The 24,312-nt window shown below is 66.5% G+C and carries 19 protein-coding genes and 1 tRNA gene; all 20 read left to right on the forward strand.

The annotated features are described in order from the left end of the window. Window positions 1-69 precede the first annotated feature (69 nt). On the forward strand, window positions 70-1,965 hold the full coding sequence (locus H512_RS0105720; RefSeq protein ID WP_026782651.1) for a hypothetical protein: 1,896 nt from the start codon (window positions 70-72) through the stop codon (window positions 1,963-1,965). A 49-nt stretch (window positions 1,966-2,014) separates the two neighbouring features. Further along, window positions 2,015-2,539 carry a hypothetical protein gene (locus H512_RS22695; RefSeq protein ID WP_036790227.1) on the forward strand — a complete coding sequence of 175 codons (525 nt, stop codon included), beginning with the start codon at window positions 2,015-2,017 and terminating at the stop codon, window positions 2,537-2,539. 456 nt (window positions 2,540-2,995) lie between these two features. Then, the gene (locus H512_RS0105730; RefSeq protein ID WP_026782652.1) at window positions 2,996-3,685 is read left to right on the forward strand and encodes a hypothetical protein; all 690 of its coding nucleotides are present in this window, start codon (window positions 2,996-2,998) and stop codon (window positions 3,683-3,685) included. 318 nt (window positions 3,686-4,003) lie between these two features. Further along, entirely contained in the window at window positions 4,004-5,587 is a 1,584-nt protein-coding gene (locus H512_RS0105735) for a hypothetical protein (protein WP_026782653.1), read from the forward strand. A 36-nt stretch (window positions 5,588-5,623) separates the two neighbouring features. Next, window positions 5,624-5,699, forward strand: a tRNA-Met gene (locus tag H512_RS0105740). 13 nt (window positions 5,700-5,712) lie between these two features. Beyond that, the gene (locus H512_RS27435; RefSeq protein WP_210162663.1) at window positions 5,713-6,111 is read left to right on the forward strand and encodes an Acb2/Tad1 domain-containing protein; all 399 of its coding nucleotides are present in this window, start codon (window positions 5,713-5,715) and stop codon (window positions 6,109-6,111) included. Window positions 6,112-6,230: 119 nt separating this feature from the next. After that, window positions 6,231-6,692: a hypothetical protein gene (locus H512_RS0105750; protein ID WP_026782654.1), complete on the forward strand. Its 462-nt coding sequence runs from the start codon at window positions 6,231-6,233 to the stop codon at window positions 6,690-6,692. A gap of 132 nt (window positions 6,693-6,824) precedes the next feature. Continuing rightward, complete coding sequence (locus tag H512_RS0105760) at window positions 6,825-8,396, forward strand: portal protein (protein ID WP_053239600.1); 1,572 nt, start codon at window positions 6,825-6,827, stop codon at window positions 8,394-8,396. A 77-nt stretch (window positions 8,397-8,473) separates the two neighbouring features. Beyond that, window positions 8,474-8,848: a hypothetical protein gene (locus H512_RS0105765; RefSeq protein WP_026782656.1), complete on the forward strand. Its 375-nt coding sequence runs from the start codon at window positions 8,474-8,476 to the stop codon at window positions 8,846-8,848. Then, window positions 8,820-9,743 (forward strand): hypothetical protein, encoded by a 924-nt coding sequence (locus tag H512_RS0105770; protein WP_156899386.1) that lies wholly within the window; start codon window positions 8,820-8,822, stop codon window positions 9,741-9,743. Before H512_RS0105765 ends, H512_RS0105770 begins: the two co-directional genes overlap by 29 nt. A gap of 131 nt (window positions 9,744-9,874) precedes the next feature. After that, entirely contained in the window at window positions 9,875-10,795 is a 921-nt protein-coding gene (locus tag H512_RS0105775; protein WP_026782658.1) for a phage capsid protein, read from the forward strand. 69 nt (window positions 10,796-10,864) lie between these two features. After that, window positions 10,865-11,134: a hypothetical protein gene (locus H512_RS22710; RefSeq protein WP_053239601.1), complete on the forward strand. Its 270-nt coding sequence runs from the start codon at window positions 10,865-10,867 to the stop codon at window positions 11,132-11,134. 13 nt (window positions 11,135-11,147) lie between these two features. Further along, window positions 11,148-11,774: a phage connector family protein gene (locus H512_RS0105785; protein WP_026782659.1), complete on the forward strand. Its 627-nt coding sequence runs from the start codon at window positions 11,148-11,150 to the stop codon at window positions 11,772-11,774. A 9-nt stretch (window positions 11,775-11,783) separates the two neighbouring features. Continuing rightward, on the forward strand, window positions 11,784-13,859 hold the full coding sequence (locus H512_RS0105790) for a phage tail protein (protein WP_026782660.1): 2,076 nt from the start codon (window positions 11,784-11,786) through the stop codon (window positions 13,857-13,859). After that, a complete protein-coding gene (locus H512_RS25620) occupies window positions 13,856-14,416 on the forward strand; it encodes a hypothetical protein (protein WP_156899387.1) in 561 nt (186 codons plus the stop codon). Before H512_RS0105790 ends, H512_RS25620 begins: the two co-directional genes overlap by 4 nt. Before the next feature lie 15 nt (window positions 14,417-14,431). Next, on the forward strand, window positions 14,432-17,449 hold the full coding sequence (locus H512_RS25625) for a transglycosylase SLT domain-containing protein (RefSeq protein WP_053239603.1): 3,018 nt from the start codon (window positions 14,432-14,434) through the stop codon (window positions 17,447-17,449). Continuing rightward, window positions 17,449-19,818: a hypothetical protein gene (locus H512_RS0105805; protein ID WP_026782661.1), complete on the forward strand. Its 2,370-nt coding sequence runs from the start codon at window positions 17,449-17,451 to the stop codon at window positions 19,816-19,818. The genes H512_RS25625 and H512_RS0105805 overlap by 1 nt, the downstream gene beginning before the upstream one ends. A 9-nt stretch (window positions 19,819-19,827) precedes the next feature. Beyond that, a complete protein-coding gene (locus H512_RS22725; protein ID WP_169507129.1) occupies window positions 19,828-22,341 on the forward strand; it encodes a hypothetical protein in 2,514 nt (837 codons plus the stop codon). A 45-nt stretch (window positions 22,342-22,386) separates the two neighbouring features. Then, window positions 22,387-23,751, forward strand: a complete 1,365-nt coding sequence (locus H512_RS26870; protein WP_026782662.1) for a hypothetical protein — start codon at window positions 22,387-22,389, stop codon at window positions 23,749-23,751. Further along, window positions 23,748-24,305 carry a DUF4376 domain-containing protein gene (locus H512_RS0105820; RefSeq protein ID WP_026782663.1) on the forward strand — a complete coding sequence of 186 codons (558 nt, stop codon included), beginning with the start codon at window positions 23,748-23,750 and terminating at the stop codon, window positions 24,303-24,305. Before H512_RS26870 ends, H512_RS0105820 begins: the two co-directional genes overlap by 4 nt. Window positions 24,306-24,312 lie beyond the last annotated feature (7 nt).

A 24,312-nucleotide genomic window follows, 5' to 3' on the forward strand; every position in this document is an offset into this window, starting at 1 on the left:
CTGGCGGCGCCGGCCCTCAAAGCCGCCGGCGCCGCTATTTTCACATCATTTGCATTTGCGCAGGTATCCGTGAGCAAAGAACCGCAGGCCGGCATCAAGGGCATCCGCGCCGCTTACATGGACAGCGTGAAAATGCTGTCAGCACGCGCCGAAATCGTCGATCCCGACCCTAGCGAGCCGCGCGACGGCGTCGAGCCCGGCCGATGGGCGAGCAAGCCGCGCATCAGCACGGTACCGCCGCACTGTCCGGTGCAGGTGGTCGGCCACGACGGCGAGGTCACCTACGTGGTCTCGGCCGCCGGCCAGCTTTTCGAGGTCAAGACGTGGGACGCGACGACGCTCTACAAGCTGTTCGCGCCCTACGGCAATTATCTCTGGTGGGCGTGGCCGCGCATGTCCAAGCCCAAGACGGACGATGCCGGCGACGTCGTCGAGCCGAGCCGCATCAACGGCCTCGAGGTGGCCGAGGCGGCGCAATGCCTGATTAACGAGGGCGCCAGGCGCGGCATGTTCGACCCGGCCGAGAGCCATCGGGGGCGCGGCGGCTGGAAAGACGCCCGGACCGGCGACTTCGTGTGGCATTCCGGCCAATTTCTCTGGCGCGTCAACGGCCGGAAACTGGAGGCGAGCATGCCGGGGCTCGACGGCGACGTGCTCTATACCCGCCAGCCCGACACCATCCACCCGTGGCCCGAGCCGGTGGATTTCGAGGATTCGCCTGCCACCAAGCTGCTCGACGGCCTGAAGACGTCCAACTGGGAGCGGCCGGGGCTAGATCCGCTGCTTGTTGTCGGCTGGTTCATGTCCGGTTTCATGGGCGCGGCCGTGGATCAGCGGCCGATCGTGTTCACGACCGGCGGGCATGGTGCCGGTAAGACATTCCTTCAGGGTATCCTGCGCGAAATCTTCCGCAAGGTGGCCTATACCTCTGCCAACTCGACGGCGGCGGCGATCTATCAAAAGCTCAAGCGCGACAGCCGACCGGTGATCATTGATGAGTTGGAGAGCAAGGCGGGCGACAGCCGCGCCACGGCGGTGATCGAGCTGGCGCGCATCGCCTATTCCGGCGACAGCCTCGACCGCGGCGGCCAGAACCACGACGGCGTGTCGTTCATCTGCCGTTCGGCTTTTTTTCTGTCGGCGATCAACGCGCCGGCGATGATGCCGCAGGACAAGAGCCGCATGGCCATTCTCAATCTCTCGCGGCTCGACAAGGCGTCGCGCGCCCGCGCGCTCGAAAAGCCGGTGCACATAGGCATGCACGACGGCCGCATGCTGCTGCGCCAGGTGATGGACGGCTGGCGGGAGTTTCGCGACCGGCTGCTGCCGATGTGGCGCGTCGGCCTGCTCAAGGCGGGCATGAGCGACCGGCACGCCGACACCTACGGCACGCTCTTGGCCTGCTGCGAGCTGGCCGTGGGGCCGCTCGCCATGGAGGAGTGCGGCCTCAAGGTGACCGACCCCGAAGCGCTGGCCGCCACGATCATGGAGGCAACCGAAGCTGAACGGGCCGAGCAGGTGGACAACTGGATGGCCTGCATCATCCGGCTGCTGTCGTCATCGATCGAAGCGTGGCGCGGCGGCGAAAAGCCGACCGTGGGCGGCGTTCTCGAAGACCTGATGGCTACCGGCCAGTTCGAGCCCGAAGCCCGCCAGAAGCTCGCCTGTGCCGGCGTGGGGCTGATCGACAAGGGCAAGGTATGCCAGGGTTACGCGCTGGCAGTGCCGCCGACGGGGCCGGCGCTGTCGCGCATCTTCGCCGACACGGAATGGCACGACGGCGTCTGGTTCAATGCGCTCAAGCAGGCGCCGGCCGACGTGGTGCTGCGCGGCAAGGCGCTGGTGGTCGAGGACGGCGGCAAGGCGAAGGACCGGGCCGTGGTGAAGATCAACGGCGTGTCGCAGCGGTGCCTGGTAATCGACCTGACGCGATTCGACGAGATGATGAGCGGGGTGGATACCTGACATCCGGCTGTCAGTTGTTCGCTTTTCGTTCTCATGAAACAATGCCGGGATGGAATCTCGGTCGATTGTCCTCGATGTCACATTCAGGGCCGCGCTGGCCGATCGCTGGGAACATCTGGAGATCCGGTGCGATGCCTGCGACGTGACCGTGCGCTATGGCGTGCAGGCCCTGCGCACCCGCACCCGGCATCGCGTCGTATCCGACCTGGTGGCGCACCTGCGGTGCCGCATCTGCGGGGCGGCGCCGACGTCCGTCCACCTGGTGCGGACGCACGAGGACGTGGACCCCTTCAAGTTCCTGCCCTTCCGCGTTGAAGAATGGACCCACGACGGCCGGCAGGTAGAGACCATGAAGGCGGCCTGCGGCAGCGTGACGGCCGGCTGGGCGGCCTATCATGTGGTGGTGGCCGACAATCCCGGGCGGCACGTGACGCTCCGCATCGGCTCCTACTTGCTGGCCAGCACGCGGCCAGAGCCGCCGCCCGAGCCCCCGAGTAACGTCACCCAATTGCCTGCGCGAAAGCACGGCACTATTCGGCCGGCGCGCCGTCGGGCGCGGATCGCCCCGTTCTAGGCCCCATTTCGCCAAACCCGACACCCGCCCTCGCTCCATTGACCGTCAGCACTCAACGGTACTCTCGTTCCACCCCGGAACCCAATTGTTACAAGGCGCTCGCGCGGCGCGGCTTAAGTCATTGATCTTCATCAGCCTTGGCGCTCCGCGCCGTGCGAGCACTCAATAAGGGCGACCAGCGCGGAGACTTGGGTTGCAGCCCGATGGGGGCGGGGACGGTTACGGAAGTTACGGGCAGTTACGCCTGATGTAACCGGAAGATCAAGGAAAATCAAAGACTTGTGGCGGTTACGGAAGTTACGGCGATTTGGTCACGTACGCGCGCGCGATCACACACGCGAATTGATGGATGTAACCTCGTAACCTTCGTAACCTTATGTATAACTTATTGTTATGATTGAGGTTGGCGGTTACGGATCGGGTTACAGCGCGGTTACGAGCGGCGGGAATAAAATAATGGTCACGGGCGCAAATGACGGCAAAGAGGGGCGTCGAGAGGCACACACGGGGGCGGAAATCGCCGGAAATCCGCCGCTTCCGGCCGGCGAGGTCGATCCTCGGCCGCTGGCCGACGCCTTGAAGGCGGCGCTCGAAGCCGAGGCCGGCCACCAGCCCGGCCTGTTCGACGATGATGAGCCGGAGCTTCCCGAGACGCTGCCGATCGGCGGGGCGCGATCCCGCCTCGATGCCCAGAGGGGGCGGGGACGGCCGCTCGGCGCCGGCAACAAGCGGTCCGAGCTGCTGCGCGAGCAGCTGCTTAAGCTGGGGTTCGCCCATCCGCTGGTGACGCTGGCGACTATCGCGTCGTCGACGCCTGACGAGGTGGCGGCCGAGATGGTCGGCGGCGTGGCCAACCTTGCCGCCCTGCCGCGCAAGCTGCGGGTCGATGTCGGCAAGGCTGCGGTCAAGGCGATCTCGGATGCAGCCGACCGGCTGGCGCCCTACTTCGAGAGCAAGCGGCCCCAGCAGATCGACGTCCAGACGGATGCCCGGCACCTGTTCGTGGTCGGCCGCATCGACGCGACGGCGCCCGGATCTGCGGCACTGTCGATCGGCGGCGAAAACGGAAATCCATTTGTTATTCAAGAGGTTAGCGAAATCGACGCCGTGCGCACTCCTAGCGATGGTGCGCACGATAAAGACTAGAGCGTTGATATAGCTCGCGAAACGGCTATGAGCGCGCTGATTGAAAATCAGTTGCCTTGGCCGATGGCGCCGCCTGGCCGCGCCAGTCCGGCAGTCCGGCGCCGCCCCGGCGACCGCCACCCCACCACCACCCCTCGCGCGCGTGCGCCTGCGCGCGAGCATTTTCAAAAACGCGCGCCCGCCCCTGCCTGTACGGGGGTGCGCTGTCACACACACCGGCCTCCCGGCGGCAATTGAGGCGGAACGCGGCGACTTACCCTCGAGCCATGGGACAAGGGCGCGGGATTTCCCGCCCTGCCACCGAACCGGGCGCGGGGCATGGCCGACAGCAAATTCAACCTTCACCAGTTCGAACCGCCGGGGCCGGTGGGCGCCGCGTTCCTGACCTCGCTGTCGCCGCTTTCCGTGATCATGGGGCCGGCGGGATCGGGCAAGACGGTGGTGTCGGCCTACCGCGGGCCGCTGCTCGCCTCGCACTTCGCGCCGATCTGCCGGGACGGCGTGATCCGGGTGAAACAGGCGACGATCCGCGACACCTATCGCGACCTCGCCCGCACCTGCCTCGCCACCTGGCACGAGTTCTTCCCGCCAGACGGGCCGCTGACCAAGAAGGGCGGCTACGAGGGCGGCCAGGACCGGCCGATCAAGCACACGCTGACATGGGAGACGATCCGCGACGGCTGCCGGGTGCCGGTCGAGTTCGTCATGCAGTTCGGCGCGATCGGCGACGCCAACATCGAAAGCTTCATCAAGGGCTACGAGCTCACCTACGGTTGGGGCAACGAGTGCGATTTGCTGGACATCCGGGTGCTGCCGCTCCTTTTGCAGCGCACGGGGCGCTATCCGCGCGTTGCCGACATCCATCCGCTGGAACTTCAGCGGCTCCGGCCCGTCGTCGAACAGCAGTTCGCGGCGATGGGAACGAAGCTCGAGGACGGGGAGATCGCCCTGCCGCGCATGGTGTGGGGCGACATGAACCCGCCGGACATCGGGCACGAGCTGCACCGCGTACTGGTGAAGGAAAAGGCGAAGAATCCCGGCTGGGCCTTCTTCAAGCAGCCGGGCGGCCTCAGCCGCGACGCCGAGAACCGCAAGGGCAAGCCCCGGTCGAGCTACGAGCTCGAAGCGCGGACCATGAACGAGTATGACGTGCGCCGCTATGTGCACGGCGAGTTCGGGTGGACGCGGGACGGCAAGCCGGTCTACCCGGAGTTCCGCGAACAGGAGATGGTGGCCGACCAGCCGCTCGACCCCATTCCGGGCCTGCCGATCGGCCTCGGCCTCGATGCCGGCGGTTCGCCTGCCTGCGGCATAGGCCAGTTCCCGCCGAACGGCCAGATGCGCATGCTGGCGGAAATCTGCTGCGATCCCGGCACCGGCCCGAGCCGGTTTTCGGAAATGATCCTGGAAGTCCTGTTGACGCGCTTCCGCGGATTTGCGGTGTCGGAAGCCTTCGGAGATCCAGCGGCGTTCATGGGCAAGATGTACGAGAACGACCAGCTCGCCTACATGGAGATGGTCGCCCGCGCCCTCAACGTGAACATCATGCCGACCTACACCAACGAGGTGGGCGTGCGGCACGAGGCGGTGCGCTGGTATCTCGGCGCGCCGATCGACGCCGTCACGCCGCGCCTTCTGATCGATCCGCGCTGCGAGCGGACCATCGGCGGCTTCGCGGCGCACTACAAGCTGACCAAGCAGGCGACCAGCGGCGCAACCGACCGGGTGTTCGTGGCGAAGAACGAGTACAGCCACATCCATGACGGCTGGCAATACCTCTGCCTCGGCCATCGCGGCCGGGCGGCGGTGATCAAGGACGGCGCCCAACTGGGGCGGCCCGCCAACGTGGTGTCGATCAAGCAGCACGTCGCCAGGACGGACTTCGACGTGTTCTCGGTGTGAGCAATTCACGGCCGCCGGGCGGTGCGATTCTTCCTCGGCGGCGTAGAGCAGCGGATAGCTCGGTGGGTTCATACCCCGCAGGTCGGAGGTTCGAATCCTCCCGCCGCAACCATGCAGGAGGTATCATGACCGAACACAAAGGCCTTCCGGTTGCCGGCTACCAGCCGCAGAGCGGCGAGAAGGTTGCCATCGTCAACGACAACAAGGAACTCGAAGAACGGGTTCTTCGGAAGATCGACGCGATGAAGAACTCGGCCTCGGAAGTCGGATTCGATGGCCGCTGGCTCGCCATCGCGGCGACGCAGATCGAACTGGGATTCATGGCGCTCAATCGTGCTGTTTTCCGGCCCGGCCGCGTCGACCTGCCCGACGATCATGCCGACGACATCGCCGATCTGAAGGCCAGCAACGAGCGCATGGCCGACATCCTGTCGAGCATCCGCAACCGCTTCGGCCTCGCCGACAACGAATCGATCCTCGAAAGGATCGACGGCCTGCTGCCGGTCGCCAAGCCCCAGACGTGAAGCAATACCCCGAGAGAGGGGCGGCGATCGAAATCGGCGAGGCATCCGGCCAAGCCCGCCGCCCCGCCAGGCAGCCCCGTCCGGTCCCGCCGGGCGGGGCATTTTCTTTGGAGGCCATCATGCTGCGCGTCGTCATGCCCGCCCCGCCGTCGGCCGTGCTGGAAGTGGCGCCGCCGTTCGCCCGTCTCCGTGGGCGGCTCCTCGCGCAGGGGCGCGCGAGCGAGACGGCGGCGATCTTCGACGGTGACGAGCTGCTGGTGGTGGCGATGATCATGGCCGTCGACGCCGAACGCGAACTCTGCCTCGGCTTTTCCTCGCGTGCACGCGCACGCATGCGAGAGCTGGTCCGCCTCTGCCACTCAACGATGCTCGCCTACGCCGACAATGGCGTCACGGTGATGGTGTCCGTCCTGCCCGAGAACCGACAGGGGCGCCGTATGGCGCATCTGGCCGGCTTCGTGGCGGATCCGGACCATCCCCGCAAGATGGTTTTCAGAGGAAGCGGCCATGTCGATCTTCGGAAATTCGAGCGCGTCGGCGGACGCGGAGAAAAGCCGGAAGCTGCAACAGATCAGCAATGACCGGCAAATCTCATCGACGCAGGCCGAGGAACAGCGCGTGTCGCCCAGCCGCAAGGCGCCGCGCGGCCGGCGGCTGTTCACGACCGACGTCAATTCGTCGCTTCCCACGACGTTCGGCGGGGGCACCGCGTCATGAGCGAGGCCGACGTTCTCGCCCAGAAGAAGAAGGCCGACAAGGTGTGGTCCGACCGGGCGCCGTGGGATTCGCTCTACCGCGAGGCCTACGAATACGCCATCCCGCAGCGGCGGCCGTCCGGTCAGAACCAGACGAAACGGCTCGCCGACAAGATATTCGACATGACGGCCTGCATGTCGTCGATGTATTTCGCCGGCAGCCTGCAACGTGACCTGTTTCCCGCCGGCAAGGCGTCGATCATCCTCGAATCCGGTCCAGTGGCGCGATCCGCGTTCAGCGCCGGCGGCGTGGCCGTACTCGACCGGCATCTTGGCGCCATAGCCAACCGCATCCAACCGTTCTTCCTGACCGGTGACTGGGACACCGCGGTGCACGAGGCTTGCATCGATCTCGGTGTCGGCAGCGGCGCCGTCATCCCGGTGAAGGGCACGCGGGATAACCCGCTGTCCTTCGTGACGCCGCCTTTCGATGACCTCGCCATGCGGTGCGATATGTTCGGGCGGGTGAACTTCGTGTCGTGGCTACAGTCCCTGTTGCCCGATGAGATCATGGAAGGGTTTCCGGATGGCCGGTTCGACAAGGAGTTCCGCGACAAGGCGGTGAACCGGGCATCGACGCCGATCCGGCTCTATCAGGATTTCTTCGTGCTGCCGGGCGGGCGGCGCTGGCGGATGGTCGCCTATACTGAAGGCGCCAAGGACTTTCACGTCGTGCAGGAGAGCCGCACCAAGCCGCTCGCAACGCCGCGATATTATCGCGTGCCCGGCGAGGCCTATGGGCGCGGACCACTTCTGCTCGCCCTGCCGTCGATCAAGACGCTGAACAAGGCGCAGGAACTAGCGCTGAAATCGGCTGCAATCCAGATGCTCGGCATCTGGGGCTACCGCGCCGGTGGCACGTTCAACCCCGATACGGCCAGCGTCCAGCCCGGCGCCTTCTGGGCGATGCAATCGACGGGCGGCATGCTCGGGCCGGACGTACAGCGCATCGACCCGGCCAACGGCCGCCTCGAAGTCGCCAAGATGGTGATCGGCGACTTGCAGCAGCAGATCAAGCAGGCGCTCTATGACATGCGACTGCCGGAAGAACAGGGCACGCCCAGATCGGCGTCGGAGATTGCCGCGCGGCTGCAACAGAAGGCTGAAACGCATATCGGCGCCTTCGGTCGCCTCACGCGCGAGATCATGCCGGTGATCGTGCCGCGCGCCGCCGAAATCCTCTACGATTTCGGCATCCTGTCGTCGCCTCTCAACGTCGACGAGTTCCTGATTTCCTGCTCCGTCCGGAGCCCGATGCAGGCGGCGATGAACGCCGACGACATGCAGTCGATCGCATCTTATCTCGAATTTGCCCAAGCGATCGTCGGCCAGCCGAACGTCAAGTATTACGCCGACCTCGACAAGGTGATGGAGCTGGTCCGCAAGGGCTTCCAGATCCCGCAGAGCGTCGTGCCGGACGAACAGAAGGTTGCCGCCATGCGCCAGCAGGACGCGGCGCAGCAGGCCATCGCCGCCGCCATGCAGGCGGGCGGCATCGACCCTACCAAGGTCACGCAACAGGCAGCTTAGGAGATGAATCATGCCGTATTACCGAAAAAAGCCAGTGGTCATCGAGCCCGCTTCAGTCCCGGCCGAGAGCTGACGCCATGAACGTGCTCGCCAGCAAGCGACAGGCCATGTCGCTGGAACAGCTTCTCGAGAACGGCTGGGACGGCTTCGAGCAGTTGGAAAGGCTCAACCTCTCCCCGCCGAAGGACGGCTACCGGCCGTCCGACAAGGTGGCGCGCGTCGCCCATGCGCTGACGCTGAACCCCGACACGCTCGAATTCCTCGACTGGCTGATGGACATCACGCTCAGGGCGCCGCTGCGTGTGCCCGATGCCGGAATCGAACAGGTTGCGCTCGCCTACGCCACCCGCAGGGGCATCAACGGCGTGGGTGAGGCCGTGCTGGCGGCCATCGAAATGGGCCGCAAACTCCAGGAGGAAAACCATGCACATGATCGGCAAACTTCTGAATAGCGTTGCGCGCGCTCCCGACGGGGCCGGCGGCGCCGGTGGTGGTGAATCTGGCACCCAGCCGGCAACGCCTGGTGCCGAGGGCGCCGGCGCGCCGCCGTCCGTCACCCCTCCTGCGGCGGACGGCAACCCTCCGGCTGACGGCGGCAATCCTCCCGCTGCCTCGCCGGAGGGTCCCTATCGGCCCGACGGGCTTGCCGAAAACCTCTATGGCAAGAGCGATCGAGAGACCATCGACAACCTCGCCAAGGCCGTGAAAGGATATCGCGACCGTGATGCCAAGGGCGGTGGCGTGCCGGATGAGGCGGCGGGCTACATTGCCGATGTCCAGAACGTGCCGGAGAAGGCAAGGGGGTATTTCGACGCGCTTTCCTCCGACCCCGTGTTCCAGAAGATCGCCGACGTTGCCAAGGAGAACGGCGTCTCCAAGGGGGCATTCGGCGCGCTGCTCGGCGCCTTCCTCGAAGGCAATGTCGACGCCGGCATGTTCGATCCGCTGATCGACGTCGCCGCCGAGAGGTCGGCGCTGATTCCCGACCACGCCAAGGCGCTGCCGCAGGTGGAACAAAATGCGGCCATCGACAAGCGGATGCACGACAATATCGCTTGGCTTGATGCCATGGTTCAGCAGGGCATGCCAAAGGAAGCGGCCGACTATGCCCAACTGATGATGTTCGACACGGCGAAAGGGCACCAGTTCGTCGAGTTCTTCCGGTCGCGGATCGAGGGCGGCGGAATCAAGCCGCTTGGTGGGGGCGGCGGCGGAGGCAACGCGGACAGCCGCGATAGCCTGCGGGCCGAAATGGAGCTGCCGAAGCACACCATCGGCAGCAGGGAATTCGACCAGGCATCCTACAACGCCCTGATGGAGCGCTACCAGAAGCTCGGCAGCACTTAACATCGGCCGGCTGGACTTACCTTCTGGGCTACCGGCCGGGTAGACCCACTCGCGGCGCGGCTATCCTCGGACCCGCGCCGCTTCTGGCTCCATCGACCCTGCATGGCAAACGCAACCTGTAGGGACCAATCATGACCGATTATTCGACGAACCCCACCGCATGGTTTCGCGAAGTCATCGTCGACAAGGTGACGATCCTCGACAAGACCAAGGGCGACTACCTCGCCGGCATGTTCATGCCGGGCGACCGCGACGGCAGCTCGATCAAGTTCCCGCGGTCTTCGACCGGCACCGTGATGTATCCGCTGACCGGCGCCATCGAGCCGGTGGTGCCGAGCGGCATCGCCATCGACGTGGTGACCTGCCAGCCCGAGTATTTCGAGGCCGCCGCCTTCGTCAAGCGGCAGGACATCAACAAGATCGGTTCCAGTCCGGCGCTGCAGCAGGTGCTCGCCGACGATTTGCAGCGCTCGCAGCGCGTCAAGAAGGACACGATCAAGCTGAACGCGCTCAGCAATTTCGCCGGCATCGAGACGATCGGTACCGGCGGTTCCATTCTGGATATCCTCGACATCAGCGAGGCTTCCGACCTCATCCTTGGCGTCGGCGAGGACGAAGAGATCTACTGCCCCATCCCGTTCTCGTGGATGACGCAGCTCGAAATGTACAAGGAGTTCGCCAACTCTCAGTGGCAGGGACCGACAGACCTGCCGCTGGCCAGCCGCATCGGCGTGCGCAAGCGCACGTGGAAGGGCGTCAATCTGTTCACCGTGCCCGACTACATGCTCGAGCCGTTCAAGCCGGCGGAGGGTGAGCTGGTCACGTGGGCCTGGTCGAAGTCGGCCATGGCGGCGGAAACTCCGGTCGACCAGCAGAACGTCGACATCTCCACTCGCAAGGACCTTCAGGGCAATCCTGAGCAGTTCAAGACGATGGTGGCAGGCGCCGCCGTCGGCCTGAACCCGAAAGGCGTCAAGAAGCTGCGCTTCAAGTTCGCCAAACGGGCGACGCGGCCGGTCGAGACCGTCATCACCGAAGCGGCTGGCGGTTGACCGGCGCCTTGAGCGCCCGCCCTGGCCGCGGGCGCTTTCCTCTCTCCAATCATCACGTGAGGCAAGAAAATGGCACTCGCCAAGGCTGCGTTCACCCGTGTCTCGACATCCGTCCGCGACGGCGCCCAGAGCGGTCTGCACTTTTATTCGACCGCCGATGCGTCGGCGGCGATAGTCACCAATGGTTATTTCAACGGCGTGCGCGACAAGGTGAAGGTCGGCGACCTGGTGCTGGTCACCGCCGGCCTTGGCGGCGTACCGGCCACCCATGTGCTGCGTTTCGTTGCCGTGCCGGCGACTGGAGACGTCACCGTCGCCCAGGCGATCGTCGTCGCCTAACCGGGTCTCCGACATGACCTCAGCAGCGGCCAACCGTGCGCGCATCGTCAACCAGGCGCTGGCGCGCCTCGGAACGAAGGCGAAATTCTCCGCCGATTCGACGGATCGCCTCGCCGGCATCATCGATCTGATTTGGCCGATGACGGTCGGCCGCTGCTTCGGCATGCATTCCTGGACATGGGCGACCGAAGTTGCAGTGCTCGTCCGCCGAGCCGAGGTGGCGCCAGACGGCTACGAGTATGCTTTTGACCTGCCGCCTGGCACGTCCGGGCCGCAGCTTCGCTTCTTCGCTGACAGCGACTGCCGCAACCTTATCCGGGATTTCCGGATCAACGGCGCCGTACTCGCCTGCCGCGTGCCGTCCGTGTGGGCGGAAAGCCCCTATCCGGTCGATCCGGGTGCGTGGGATCCGTTCTTTTCGGCTGCCTTCGTTGTGGCCCTCGCTTCCGACCTCGCCGTACCGCTGCAACAGGACACCGACAGCCGCGACCGATATTGGCAGGAGGCGTTCGGCACGGCCAGCGAGGGGGGCACCGGCGGCATGTTCGGCCGGCTCATCTCGCAGGACAGGGCGCGCCAGCCGCAGGAATCGCCGCAGCGCTGGAGCGATCCGCTGACCGCCGCCCGCTACCTCCCCTGAAGGTGAGACATGGTCAACCGCACGGGTGATTTCGCCACCTCGTTCGCCTCCGGCGAGTTCTCCGAGGACTGCCTCGACCGCATCGACATCAAGCAGTATTACGCCGCCGGCAAGCAGGTGAAGGGCTTCGAGCCGGTGCCGCAGGCCGGCCTGCGCCTCATGCCCGGCACGCGGCTTGTCGGCACCTGGCCGACCGCGACGCCGCCGCGCTTCTCGGGCTTCCGCGTCGACGCGGCGACCGGCTACATGATGGCGGTCAGCCCCGGCAGCGTCAGGGCCTATCTCGGCACCACGCTTTCCGCCACGATCGCCGCAGCGGCCATCACGACGGCCAACATCGACGACGTCGACTTCTACGGCGAAGCGAACACCTTCGGCATCTTCGGGCCGGCACTCAAGAGCCTGCGCATCCGCTCGTTTTCCGGCGGCGTGTGGACGCTCGACGACTGGCCCTTCGAGAACATCCCGGAAGTCGACTACGGCGGCGACTATGCGAAAACCGCCGACGTCTGGGAAATCTGGGTGAAGATGGCCGAATCCACCTATCTGTCGATCGCCGTCACCGTCGACGGCGAGACGACGGCGGCCGTCAATCTCGGGCCGGACGTGCTTTCCGGCGCGGCCACCGAAGCGCAATGGAGCGCATGGGCTGCGGCGATCGCCGCCGCCATGAACGGCCTGCCGTCGCTTTCGGACGGCGGGGTAACCGTGACGCAGGCCTCCGTTTCCGGCGCGCGCCGGCTGACCGTGACCTTCGGCGGCGACCTCTCGGGCGCCGAATACGACGTGAGCGGCGACATCGTGAACACTTCGGTGGCCTCGGCGCTGGCCACGCACAAGACGATCGGCGAGACGGCCGGCGAAGCCTTCATGAGCGCGACTCGCGGCTGGCCGGCCAACATGAACCTCTACCAGGACCGCGCCGTCTACGGCGGCGTGCCGGCGCGGCCGTCGGCGCTGATGATTTCCGAGGTCGGCGAGTATTTCCAGCTCAACATCAAGCGGCAGAAGGACAGCGCCGCCCGGCTCGATGCCATCCGGACGCAATCGACGGAAACCATTCTTCAGGCGATCGACACCAAGTATCTCGTGGTGTTCACCGATCTGACTTCATATTTCGTGCCGAACCGCACCGTGGAGCGCTCGACGCCGCTCAACTTCGTGAAAACGGGCAGCCAGAACATCGGCCTTGCCAAGGGCACCAAGGTGTTCGAGATCGACAACTTCCTGTTCTGGATCGGCGCCACCGGCAACATCCTCTATTCGGCCCAGTATAACGACGTCTCGACCAGCTACGACGCGGTGCCGCAGAGCCTTCTTTCCTCGCACCTCGTTTCCGGCATCGCGCGGACGGCGATGCAGCGGCCGAGCGGGGCGACGAACGCCAGCCGCTTCTGGATGATGCGCGACGACGGCCGCCTCGTGCTGGCGCCGATCATCGCTTCGCAGGACATCACCGGGGTGGTGGAATGGCTTTGCGCGGCGGAAGGCCTCGTCAGGGACATCGGCCAGGACGGCGACAACCGGATATGGCTCGCCGTGGAACGCAACGGCATCGGTACCATCGAAGTGCTCGAGGAGGATCTGCCGTTCCAGTCGGCGGTGACGAAGACGATCGAGGGCACGCTGTTCGACGGCCTCGGCCACCTCGAGGGCGCCGACGTGTGGGCCGAGGATGCGGCCGGCTTCATCTTCGGCCCGTTCACGGTGACCGCCGGCGCGGTGACCCTGCCGGAGGCCGGCACCTATACCGTCGGCGCGTGGGTGGCGCCGGTGGCCGAGACCATGCCGGCCGTGCTGATCGTTGCCGACAACAAGATCATCCGCCGGCCCGGCCGCATCCACACGGCGCATCTTTCGCTGATCGACACCACGTCGATCGCCATCGGCGCCAACGGCGAGGAGCCGGAAGAAATCGAGCTGCTTTCGATCGACGATCCGTTCGACGCGCCGATGCCGGGCAAGTCGGGGCTGTTCACGGAAACCGGCATGCCCGGCTTCGTCGACGCGCCGACGCTCGTCATCACTCAACTCAGGCCGGGCCGGCTTAGGCTGAGGGACGTGACCGTGGAGGCGAAGCTGTGACCGTCCTTTTCGACCTTCTGCCCGCCGCGCTTGGTGGAACGGCTGCCGCAGGGGCAACGGCGGCAGGAGCTGCGGGCACCGCCGTTGGAACGGCGGTTGGTGTCGGCGGTGCCGCCGCCGGCACAGGCATCAGCCTGTCGTCGATCCTTTCCGGCACGGCATCCCTGCTATCGGTGGTCGCGGGCATGGCCGGCGCCAATGCCGATGCGGAGGCGCTGGAACAGCAGGCGCGCGAAGCGGACATGGAACAGCAGACGGAGGGCGTGAAGGGCAGGGCGAACCAGCTCGCCATCAAGCGCGAGATGATGGACGCCGTGGGCCAGCGCGACGTGGCGGCGGCGGCCTCCGGCGTCGACCTCTCCTTCGGCACGGCGGCGGAGGTGCGCAAGGATGCGTTCCGCGAGGCCGACCAGGCGCTGACCAGCAACACCTTCACCACCATGTCGAACCAGAGCCAGTACGAGCAGCGGGCAGCGACCTATCGCAAGCGCGCCAAGCAGGTGAAAAGCGCCGGCATCATGAACGCGCTAGTGGGCGGCCTGACCGCCTTCGCCTGATCACGGGAGAGCACCATGGCGCGCATGCGCGAACCGGCCGGCTACCAGCCGTTCCGCCTCAATCCGATCCTGCCGGAAGGGCGCGTCGGCCAGCCGGCGTTCGGCGGCGACCTATGGTATCGCACCGCCGACGCCCTGGCCAAGGCGGCCGGCGTGTTCGGCCAGCGGGCAAAGGAAAAACAGGCCCAGGCACAGGATCAGCGCGACCTTCAGGAAGCGCTCGCTTCTTCGGAAGGCTCGACGACGATCAGCGGCGGGCCGGTGCCCGACATCGGCGCCGGCGACCTCGGCACGGCGATCGATGCCGCCGCCGGGAAATATGGCGAGGACGCGAAGACGATGCGCGGCATCGCCTTCATCGAAAGCCGCGGCGACGTCAAGGCCTACAATAAAGGCAGCAAGGCGGCCGGCCCATTTCAGTTCGTGCCGGGTACGGCGCGCGACTACGGCCTCGCCAACCCCTACGATCCCGCCCAGGCCTCCGACGCGGCGGCCCGCCTCCTGCGCGACAATCGCGCCTACCTGAAGAAGTCGCTCGGCCGCGATCCGACGCCGGGCGAACTGTACCTTGCTCACCAGCAGGGCGCCGGCGGCGCCGAGGAGCTGCTGAAGAACCCCGACAAGCTCGCCGTCAACGTGGTGCCGCTCAGCCACATCCTTTCGAACGGCGGCACGGCCGACATGACGGCCGGCCAGTTTGCCAAGCTCTGGATCGACAAGATGGGCGGGGCGCCCGGCGTCACCCGCTCGGCGCCGGGGGTGCGATCGAGCAACCCGGATACGCCGTTCGGCCGACACGCCGTGGACTACTGGCAGCGCATCCAGGTGTCGATCGACAAGGATGTGGGCGAGATCGAGACGAGGTTCGCCGACGATCCGGCGGGCATGACGCAAGCGCTAACCGACCTCAGGAAAGCCTATCAGCCGCAGATATTCCCCGAACTGCAAGCCGACTTCGATGCGACATGGCAGCGCTCTACGGCGCCGGCCATCGCCCAGGCCGGCAAGCGGGCCGAAGCGAAGCTGACCGCCAACCAGCAGGCGACGTTCCTCGGCAACATCCAGTCGTCGGAAGAACAGCGCGACAGGGCCGTGGAAGGCGCCGTGCCGGGCTCGACGGCTGGCCTTGCCGATCTCACGCGCCGACAGGGCGAGATCGACGCCCAGTATGACGAGGCGGCGAAACGCGGCTACATCACGCCACTTCAGGCGATCGACCAGAAGACGGCCAGCCGGCGCGCCACGGTGGGCCGCTTCTACGAGCGGCAGGGCGAGGCACTGACGACGCCCGAGGACGTGGCGGCGCTTCGGAAGAAATATCATGAAGATTTCGCGGCGGGAAAGCTCGACGGGATCGATCAGCAGGGATGGGAATCTCTCGACGCGCGGATGGGGGCGATCGAGGCGAAGAAGCGCACCGAAGGCAATGTCGCCGACGCGGCGCTGAAAACCCGCGCCGACGATTTGGCGGCGCGTGTCGCGGCTGGTGGCGAGGCCAGCCCGGCCGAGATCAACAAGCTGACGACGGACGCCGGGACGGCGCCGAACGGCGAGGCCATCGTGCGCGGCGCCACGGCCAAGATCGAAGTGGCGAAGATCCTGCGAGACCTGCCCGTCGACCAGGCGGAAGCCAAACTTCAGGAAATGTCTGATCAGGTTTCGACCGATCGCTATATGGCAGCGCCTTCACCAGAAGGCCTCGTCCAGCCGGGCAATATCGATCTTACGGCGAGGCCACACGTCCAGAACGCCGACGGAAGCGTGTCGACCGTCCGCAGCATGTCGTTCGGCGAAGATGGGGTGGAAGTGCTTGTCCCCACTGTTTCAGACGACGGCCGGCTGCTCACCGATGATGAGGCCATCGACGAATATCACCGCACGGGTAGATTCCTCGGCAAGTTCAAGGATGCGGACAGTGCCACGGCCTATGCCGAGGCCCTGCATCAGCAGCAAGCATCCGGCGATGCGCCCGGTCGCGCGCCGACCGCCGAGGAACTGGAAGCCATCCAGTTCGGCAAGCAGCAGGTGCTGAAGACACGCACCATGCTGGCGAAAGACCCGCTCGGCCTCGCGGTTGAGCGCGGTCTTGTCGGCGATGTGCCGGCGCTCGACCTTTCCGGAGGCGTCGAAGCGGCGGCGCTCGCCGGCGATGTGGCCCAGCGCGTCGTCACGGCGCGGGCCATCTCCGAACACTACGGCATCGCGCCGCGCTATCTCCGGCCCGGCGAGGCGAAGGAACTGGCCGGGTTGCTGAAATCCGATCCGGACGCCGTGGCGTCGGCGCTGACCGGCATCGTCGGCGGCAGCGCTTCGGCGGCGCCCGACATCCTCGGCGAGATTTCGGAAAGCTCGCAGCCGATCGCCGATGCCGGACGCCTGTTGCTCGCCGGCGGATCCGGCGATACGGCGCTCGACCTCCTGCGCGGCGCGTCGAAATCGCCGGACGGCAAGGAGTGGAAGTCGATCAAACCGGAAGTGCAGGCGCCGTGGGCGGCACAGACGATCGGCAACGCCTACGAGGCGATGCCCGAGGACATGCGCCGGCTGAAGTCGTCTGCCGCGCTGATCGCCCGCTATCGGCTGGCCGAGGCCGGCATCCTGCCAGACGATCCCGGTGCCGAAGACATCTACAAGCAGGCGCTCAACGAGGCTGCCGGCGCAACGATCGTCGGCGCACATCAGTATGGCGGCATCGCCGATCTCGACCGACCCGGCTACTGGAGCGGCAGCGACCAGGTGATCGTGCCGAGTGACGTCGACGCCAGCCGGTTCGGCGATTTGCTCGACGCCATCCGGGACCGCGACCTGCCGAGCCGACCGGCGACAGACGACGGCACGCCACTCAACTGGGGCGAAATCCACGGTGCGCGGCCGGTCGCCGTTGCCGGCGGCTACGTGTTCGTGCTCGGCGACCAGACTGGCGGCAACGGCCGGATGTTCCGCAACGCCGACGGCACGCCCTGGGTGCTCGACCTCGACAGTCTGCTGCCGACGCTGGCGAAGCGCACCGTCGGGATCGTCAGGGGGTATTGATGCCGTTCGACCTTTCCAAGGCCTACCCCGGCCGTGCCGGCAGCTCCGAGGCAGCGCCGGACGATGGCGGCTGGCTCGGCGCGATGGGCCGCCTGTACAGCGCGACGGTGGCAGACAGCGACGCCGTGCGCAACAGCATGTCTTCGCGCCTCATGCTGCGCGAGGCCTACCAGCGGCGGATCGAGGCCATCAAGGCGGCGACGGGCGCCAGCATGGACAATCCGATGGACGATCCCAACCAGCCGCCCGGCCTTGGCGGCGGGTTCATGCCCGTGCGGGGGTTGACGCCGACGCAGGCGGCCGTCCGCTGGGGGCTTCAGGCTGAGAAACTGGCGAAGAAGTTTCCCGGTCAGCGGCAGATCATCCTCGGCGACAAGACGGTTGCCGAGGAAGCCGACGATCTGGCGCGCCAGAAAGCGCGCGACCTTTCCGAGGCCGCCGCCGATCCGCGCCTTGGGACGCTCGGCAAGCTTGCGGCCAGCTTCGCCGGCGGGGCTGTAGGCATGGTGCGCGACCCGATGCAGGCACCGCTGCTGTTCGCCGGCGGCGGCTTCCTCGGTAGCGGCAAGACGATCATCGGCAGCATCGCCCGGACCATGGCGTCGGAGGCCATCGTCAACGCCGGCGCCGAAGCGGCCGTGCAGCCCTTCGAGCAGAGCCGCCGCCAGCGCCTCGGCATGGAACACGGGGCCGGACTGGCCGCCGGCAACATCGCGGAAGCCGGCGCAGTCGGCGCGGCGTTCGGTGCCGGCGGCAAGCTTGCCGGCGCCGCTGTCCGCAAGATGCTTGGCGCCCGCACCATCGCCGACCTCGAAGCCGCCGCCAAGGAAGCGGGCGTCGAACTTGACGAGACGAACAAGGCCATGGCGCGGCAGGCAGAACTTTCCGATGCCGCCGATGCCAGCGCCTTCGGCACGCCGCCGGCCGGGCTGACGCCGGACGAAGCCTCCATGCTGAAGGCGCAGGCGATCGGCGCCGCCGAGTTTCCGACCGAAGCGGCGCGCGCCGTCGGCCCGGTCCCGAAACCGGAACGTCCGCCGGAGGTGGCGCGCGTCGTCGACGAAAGCCAGAAGGGCGAGAGCGGCGCCATCGGCGGCAAGCCGGTGACCTATGCCAGCTTCGATCCGAAGGACATCGGCACGGACGCGCGCGCCTTCCAGTACAAGGATGGCGGCGACGCGGCCGGCGTGACCGATCGACTTGCCGGCGTCACGCGCTGGGACCCGATGGCGAGCGGCAAGGTGTTCGTCTTCGAGCGCGCGGACGGCGCGAAGGTGATCGCCGACGGACACCAGCGGCTGGGGCTGGCCAAACGCCTCGAGGCGGCCGGCCAGGACGTGAAGCTCGACGGCTACGTGTTCCGCGAGGCGGACGGCTGGACGGTGCCCGACGTGCGGGCGCTCGCCGCCAAGAAGAACCTGCAAGAGGGCAGCGGCAGCGTGCTGGATGCCGCCCGCATCCTGCGCGACCGTCCGGATATTCTCGACGCCAGCCTGCCGACCACCGGCCCGATGATCCGCAAGGCACAGGGCCTCGCCCGGCTTTCCGACGACGCATGGCGGATGGTGACGAACGGCCTCGTGCCGGACAGCCACGGCGCTTTGGTGGGCGAGATGGAGGCCAACCCGGCCCGGCACGCCGCCATTCTCGCCGATCTCAAGCGCTACGCGCCGGACACTGAACGGGAAGCGCGGCTTCTCGTGCAGGAAATCCAGCAGTCGGGCGTCTCTCACGAGACCCAGACGGACATGTTCGGCGCCTTCGACGTGGCGAAGACGCTGATCGGCGAGCGCGTCAAGGTGCTCGACCAGGCGATGCAGCAGCTCCGCACCGACAAGCGGGTGTTCCAGCAGCTTTCGGCCAATGCCGACCTGATCGAACAGGCCGGCAACAGCCTCGATCGCACCGGCAACCGAGTGCGCGCGGTGAGCGCCGACTTCGTGGCGACGCTGATCGAGAAGATGGCACGGCGCCGGGGCGAGATGAGCGACCTCCTGACCGACGCGGCGCGGGCGGTTTCGGAAGGAAAGACCATCGCCAACCAGTCGCGGCGATTCCTCGACGACGTGAAGGACCTGATCGAACGGCGCGGCTTCAGCCGGCTGATGCAAGACGCGCAGAGGCCGGAGCCTGTGCTGAAGCCGGCCGTGGCGCCGGAGCCGGGAAGCGCCGAGGCGCTGCGGATTGCCGAAGCGGCGGCGCCAATCCCGGAGCCTGATACTGCGGCCGAACTGTCGCTTTGGGACGTGCTGCCCGACGGCGCGAACGCCGACGGCACGCCGCGCTTCGTCTCGGCTGTCGACCAGATCGACCGGGCCGACCGGACGCAACACCTCGCCACGATGGCCGAACTCTGCACGATGCCATGACATGAGGGTATGATGGGCTTCAAGGATTGTCTGGTTTCGCTTGCCGCCGAAGGCGACATCACCAAGGAGGAAGCGGCCTTCCTCGCGGACGAATTCGAGGAAAGGTTTGCCCAGGCACGGCTTTCTCTCGGCGATGGCCCGGCGGCCGGCGCTGCCCGCGAAAAGCTGATCGCCGACCTGAAGGCCGACGCGGCGGAGCAGAAACGGCAGGCGCACCTGACTGAAGCGACTCGCCTCGGGCTTAAAGAGGAACTTCAGGGCTACCGCAACGCCTCCGGCGAGCCGGACGTGTACGAGGCATCGCTTGGTGAACTCAGCCACTACGGCTTCCGCGGCATGTCGTCGATGCGCGGAAAGTCCGAAGCGATCATCGCCATGGCACACGGCAAGCTCGCCGACCTGATGTTCACCTTCGACCGCACACCCGTGCTCGGCCGCCGCAAGAACATGGTGACGGCCGCCGACATGGTGCGCGAGATGCGCGGCGAGAACACCGGCAACGCCCTTGCCAAGGCGCTCGGCGAGAACCTGTCGGAAGTGTTCGAGTATCTGCGCCAGCGGTTCAACAATGCCGGCGGCAGCATCCCGAAACTCTTGAACTGGGGTATGCCACAGACCCACGACGCCGCCCGCATTCGCGCGCTCGGCAAGACAGCCGTCGAAGCCAAGGCGGTCTGGAAAAGCTTCATCGGACCGTTGCTGGATCCCGACAAGATGATCAGCCCGCTGACCGGCCAGCCGGTCGGCGCCGGCGGCCTCGACAAGGCGCTTGACTACGCCGCCGATTCCATCCTGACCGGCAACTGGGCGCACATGCAGCCGGCGATGCGGCCGCAGGGGCGCGGCAAGCTGGCCAGCCAGCGGCAGGACGAGCGCTTCCTGGTATTCAGGACGGCCGACGACTGGCTTGTCTACAACGAGCGTTTCGGCACGGGCGACGTGATCCAGACGGCCTTCGATCACATCAACTCCATGGCGAAGGATATCGCCGCGATGGAGAAATTCGGGCCGAACCCGGATGCCATGGTGGCGTGGATGACGCAGGTTGTCCGACACGAGATCGCGCAAGCGGATCTCGGCAAGGCCAGCTTCGCGCGGCCGACCGGCAAGGTGAAGGGTTGGGCGGAAGGCAAGGGCAACCCGGGCGCCGTGGCGGCCTATCGCATCGAAAGCCTCTACGACACCCTGCGCGGCCGGCCGACCGTGATGGGCGGCGTCGCCAAATCGACGGCGGATATCCGCAACCTCGCCAATTCCGCCATGCTCGGCGCCGCCGGCGTGACCGCCTCGGTAACCGATCCGTTCGTCGCAGCGTCGGCGCGGCGCCTCGCCGACCTGCCGGTGTGGAAGCCGTTCGGCCAGTTGTTCGCCATGATGTCCAAACAGAACCGGAAGGACATCGTGGCGTCGGCGGTGATCTGGGACGACTTCATGCACACCTATCGCGACGAGGCGCGCATGCTCGGCGTGATGACGGGCTCGGACTGGTCGAAATATCTGGTCGACCGCTCGATGACGCTGTTCGGCCTGAAGCCGGTGACGACGGCGCGGCAGCTCCTCGAGGCGCGCATCTGGCATCGTGAGATCGCCTCCCAGTCCGGCACCGAATGGGCCGACCTCACGCCCCGATTCCGCGCCGCCATGGAAGGGTTCGGCATCAGCGCTTCCGACTGGCTGGTCATGCAGAAGTCGGTCGATCCGGACGGGCTCGTCACGCCCATGTCGATCGTCGGGGAAACCGGCAATCGTGATGTGGCCGAGAAGCTGGCGGAACTGACCATGAGCTGGCGCGAGCGTTCCGTGCCGAGCGGCACGCCGAACACGCGATCGATGTTCACCGGCAAGGTGCCGCGTGGAACCATGGTTGGCGAGACGGCAGAATTCTTCCTTCAGTTCAAGAGCTTCGGCCTGTCGTTCGCGGCCAACCAGATTGAGGCGATTTCCCGATATGCCCTGAACGACAGCCGAGGCGCGAAGATCGGCGCTGCGCATTATGCCTCGACGCTGCTGATCGGCCTGACCATCGGCGGCGCCATCGCACAGCAACTGATCGGTCTCAGCGATGGCAAAGACCCGGAAGACATGACGACGGCGAGCTTCTGGGGAAAGGCCTTTCTGAAGGGCGGCGGCTTCGGCATTTTCGGGGATATGCTTCAGGCCAATACCAACCGGTTCGGCACCGGCCTTGCCGGAATGCTCGCCGGTCCCGGTGCCGCCCTGCTGTCGGACACGGTGCAACTGCCCTTCGACATGCTGAACTCGGCGGAGGGCAAGACGGCCAAGCCGGCGATCGATTTCGCCGGCCGCTACACGCCGATCCTGCCGAGCTTCTGGGCAACGCGCGGCGCCTGGCGGCGGATGGTGCTCGACCAACTGCAATGGCTGGCCGACCCCAAGGCACACCAGAGCTTCCGGGCCAAGGAGCGCGATCTCAGGAAGCGCACCGGGCAGGACTACTTCTGGCGGCCGGGCGACCCGCTGCCGGCAAGGGAGCCGGACCTGTCGCACATAGGCGGCAATTAACGGGCGCGCGCGCGATTCACAATCGGGCCAAAGAAGAGGCCCGACATGGTGCAGCCCTATCCGCTTCCGCGAAGCTATCGCGAGGCCGGCCCGTATGACTTCGACGGCGTGTCGGCGGTCTACGGGCCGTTCGGCGCGCCCGGCCAGTTCTCCATCTTCGATCCGGAAGACGTCGTCGTAGAGGTGCGTGCCGGGGAGACGGCCGACTGGATCGAGGTTGACGCGACCATCGCCAAGACGACGGCGGCGGCTCTGTCGCCCTTCACGGTGACGTTCGGAGAGGCCTATTCCGCCACGCACGATTTTCGGATTTCCGGGCGCCGCCTGCACGAACGCAGCCTCGACGTGACGAAGGGCGTGAGCATTTCGGCCGACAAGCTGGAACTGGAGCTATCCAAACAGGCGGCGTGCCTGCAAGAGCAGCGGCGCGACATCGACGCTTCCACGGCAAGAGTTTCCGCTGTGCTCGAAACCGTCACCGATGCCGTCGAGACCACAACGGCCAACGCGGAGGCGGCGGCCGACGCGGCCGAGGCGGCCGCCCACAGCGCCGAGGCGGCGTCTACGTGGGACCCGTCCTCCTACTCCACCACAGCCCAGATCGAGGCCATGCTCGCCGGCTACGTGCCGGCGACGAGGACGATCGCCTCCGGCCCTGGCGTATCGATCAATGGCGGCGCGAGTGCGACGCTTGGCGCAACGGTCACCGTGTCGCTCGACTACGCGACGGAGGCCGAAGCCAAAGCGGGTGTGCTTACTGGCAAGCCGATGTCCCCGCTCAACGTAGCTCAGGCCATCGCCGCGCATGGGAGCGGATACACGGATGTCGACTTCATAACCGTGTCGGGTAACTACACGTTCCCTGCTGACCTTGACCCGTCCATCGATCCGCTCGTGTTCGTCTGGGGTGGCGGTGGCGGGTCGAATTCGTCGTCTAATAGTTACGGTGGCGAAGGCGGAGTGGCGTGTGGAACAGTCACCGCCACGGCAGGCGAGGTTGTAGCCGCCGTGGTCGGTGCCGGGACCGTCTCGTCTACCGCGGGCACGTCGTCCTTCAAGGGGCTTAGTGCGACCGGTGGGTCTAGCAATCAGGCCAGCGGAAGTGTCACCCATGGTGTAGGCTCTGGCGGCAATATACAAAACACCTATGTAGAGAATTGCCGATTTTCCATCACCGCTATGCCAGCCGGTAGAGAGCTTACGGCCGCCGTTTTTTCGCTCCAGGCATCAGTTAGACGCGCCGCGTTCCCGAATGAAGCTCTGTCAAACGTTCAGATTTCTGGAAAGTCAGCCGCCGCAGCTTGGGATCGCACATCCGCATACTGCCCCGGCGCTCGTGGATATTATAACACCATCCTCAGTTACGGGGTAAACGGCGCTGTGGCCGTTTTCTATCGGAGAAAGTCATGATCGGAATTGTCCTTGCCGGCGGCCTTGTCGTGAACGTCATTGCGCTGGCGGATGACGCAGACCCGGCGGACTTCGGCGCTGTGCTCGGCCCGGACGGTGTCGATATCGGTATTGGGTGGACCTTCGACGGGGCGACTTGGGCCGCGCCAGCCGAGGCCGCCTCGTCGCTCGACGATCTCCGCGCCGCCAAAATCGCGGCCATCAACGCCGCCGCCGACGCCCTGCTCTCCGCTGGCGCGCCGGTTGACGGTGGGCTGCACGTCGCCCTCGATACCGACAGCCGGTCCGATCTCACCGCCATGGCGGCGACCGCGACGGCGGCCGCCAGCGGCGCCGTCTCCTGGCCGGAGAGCTATTCGCGGGGGTGGATCGCGCTCGAGAACACACGCATCCCTCTCGCCACGCCGGCCGCCGGGCTGACGCTCGCCGCCACGGTGGGCGACTGGTACGCCGCCATCGTCCAGCATCGCCGCGACCTCAAGGATCTGGCGCTGGCGGCCGAGGACGCCGCCGCGCTCGACGCCATCGACATCACCGCCGGCTGGCCGGCCTGACAGGGGG

This window comes from Pleomorphomonas koreensis DSM 23070 (assembly GCF_000425185.1).
GTDB classification, from domain to species: domain Bacteria; phylum Pseudomonadota; class Alphaproteobacteria; order Rhizobiales; family Pleomorphomonadaceae; genus Pleomorphomonas; species Pleomorphomonas koreensis.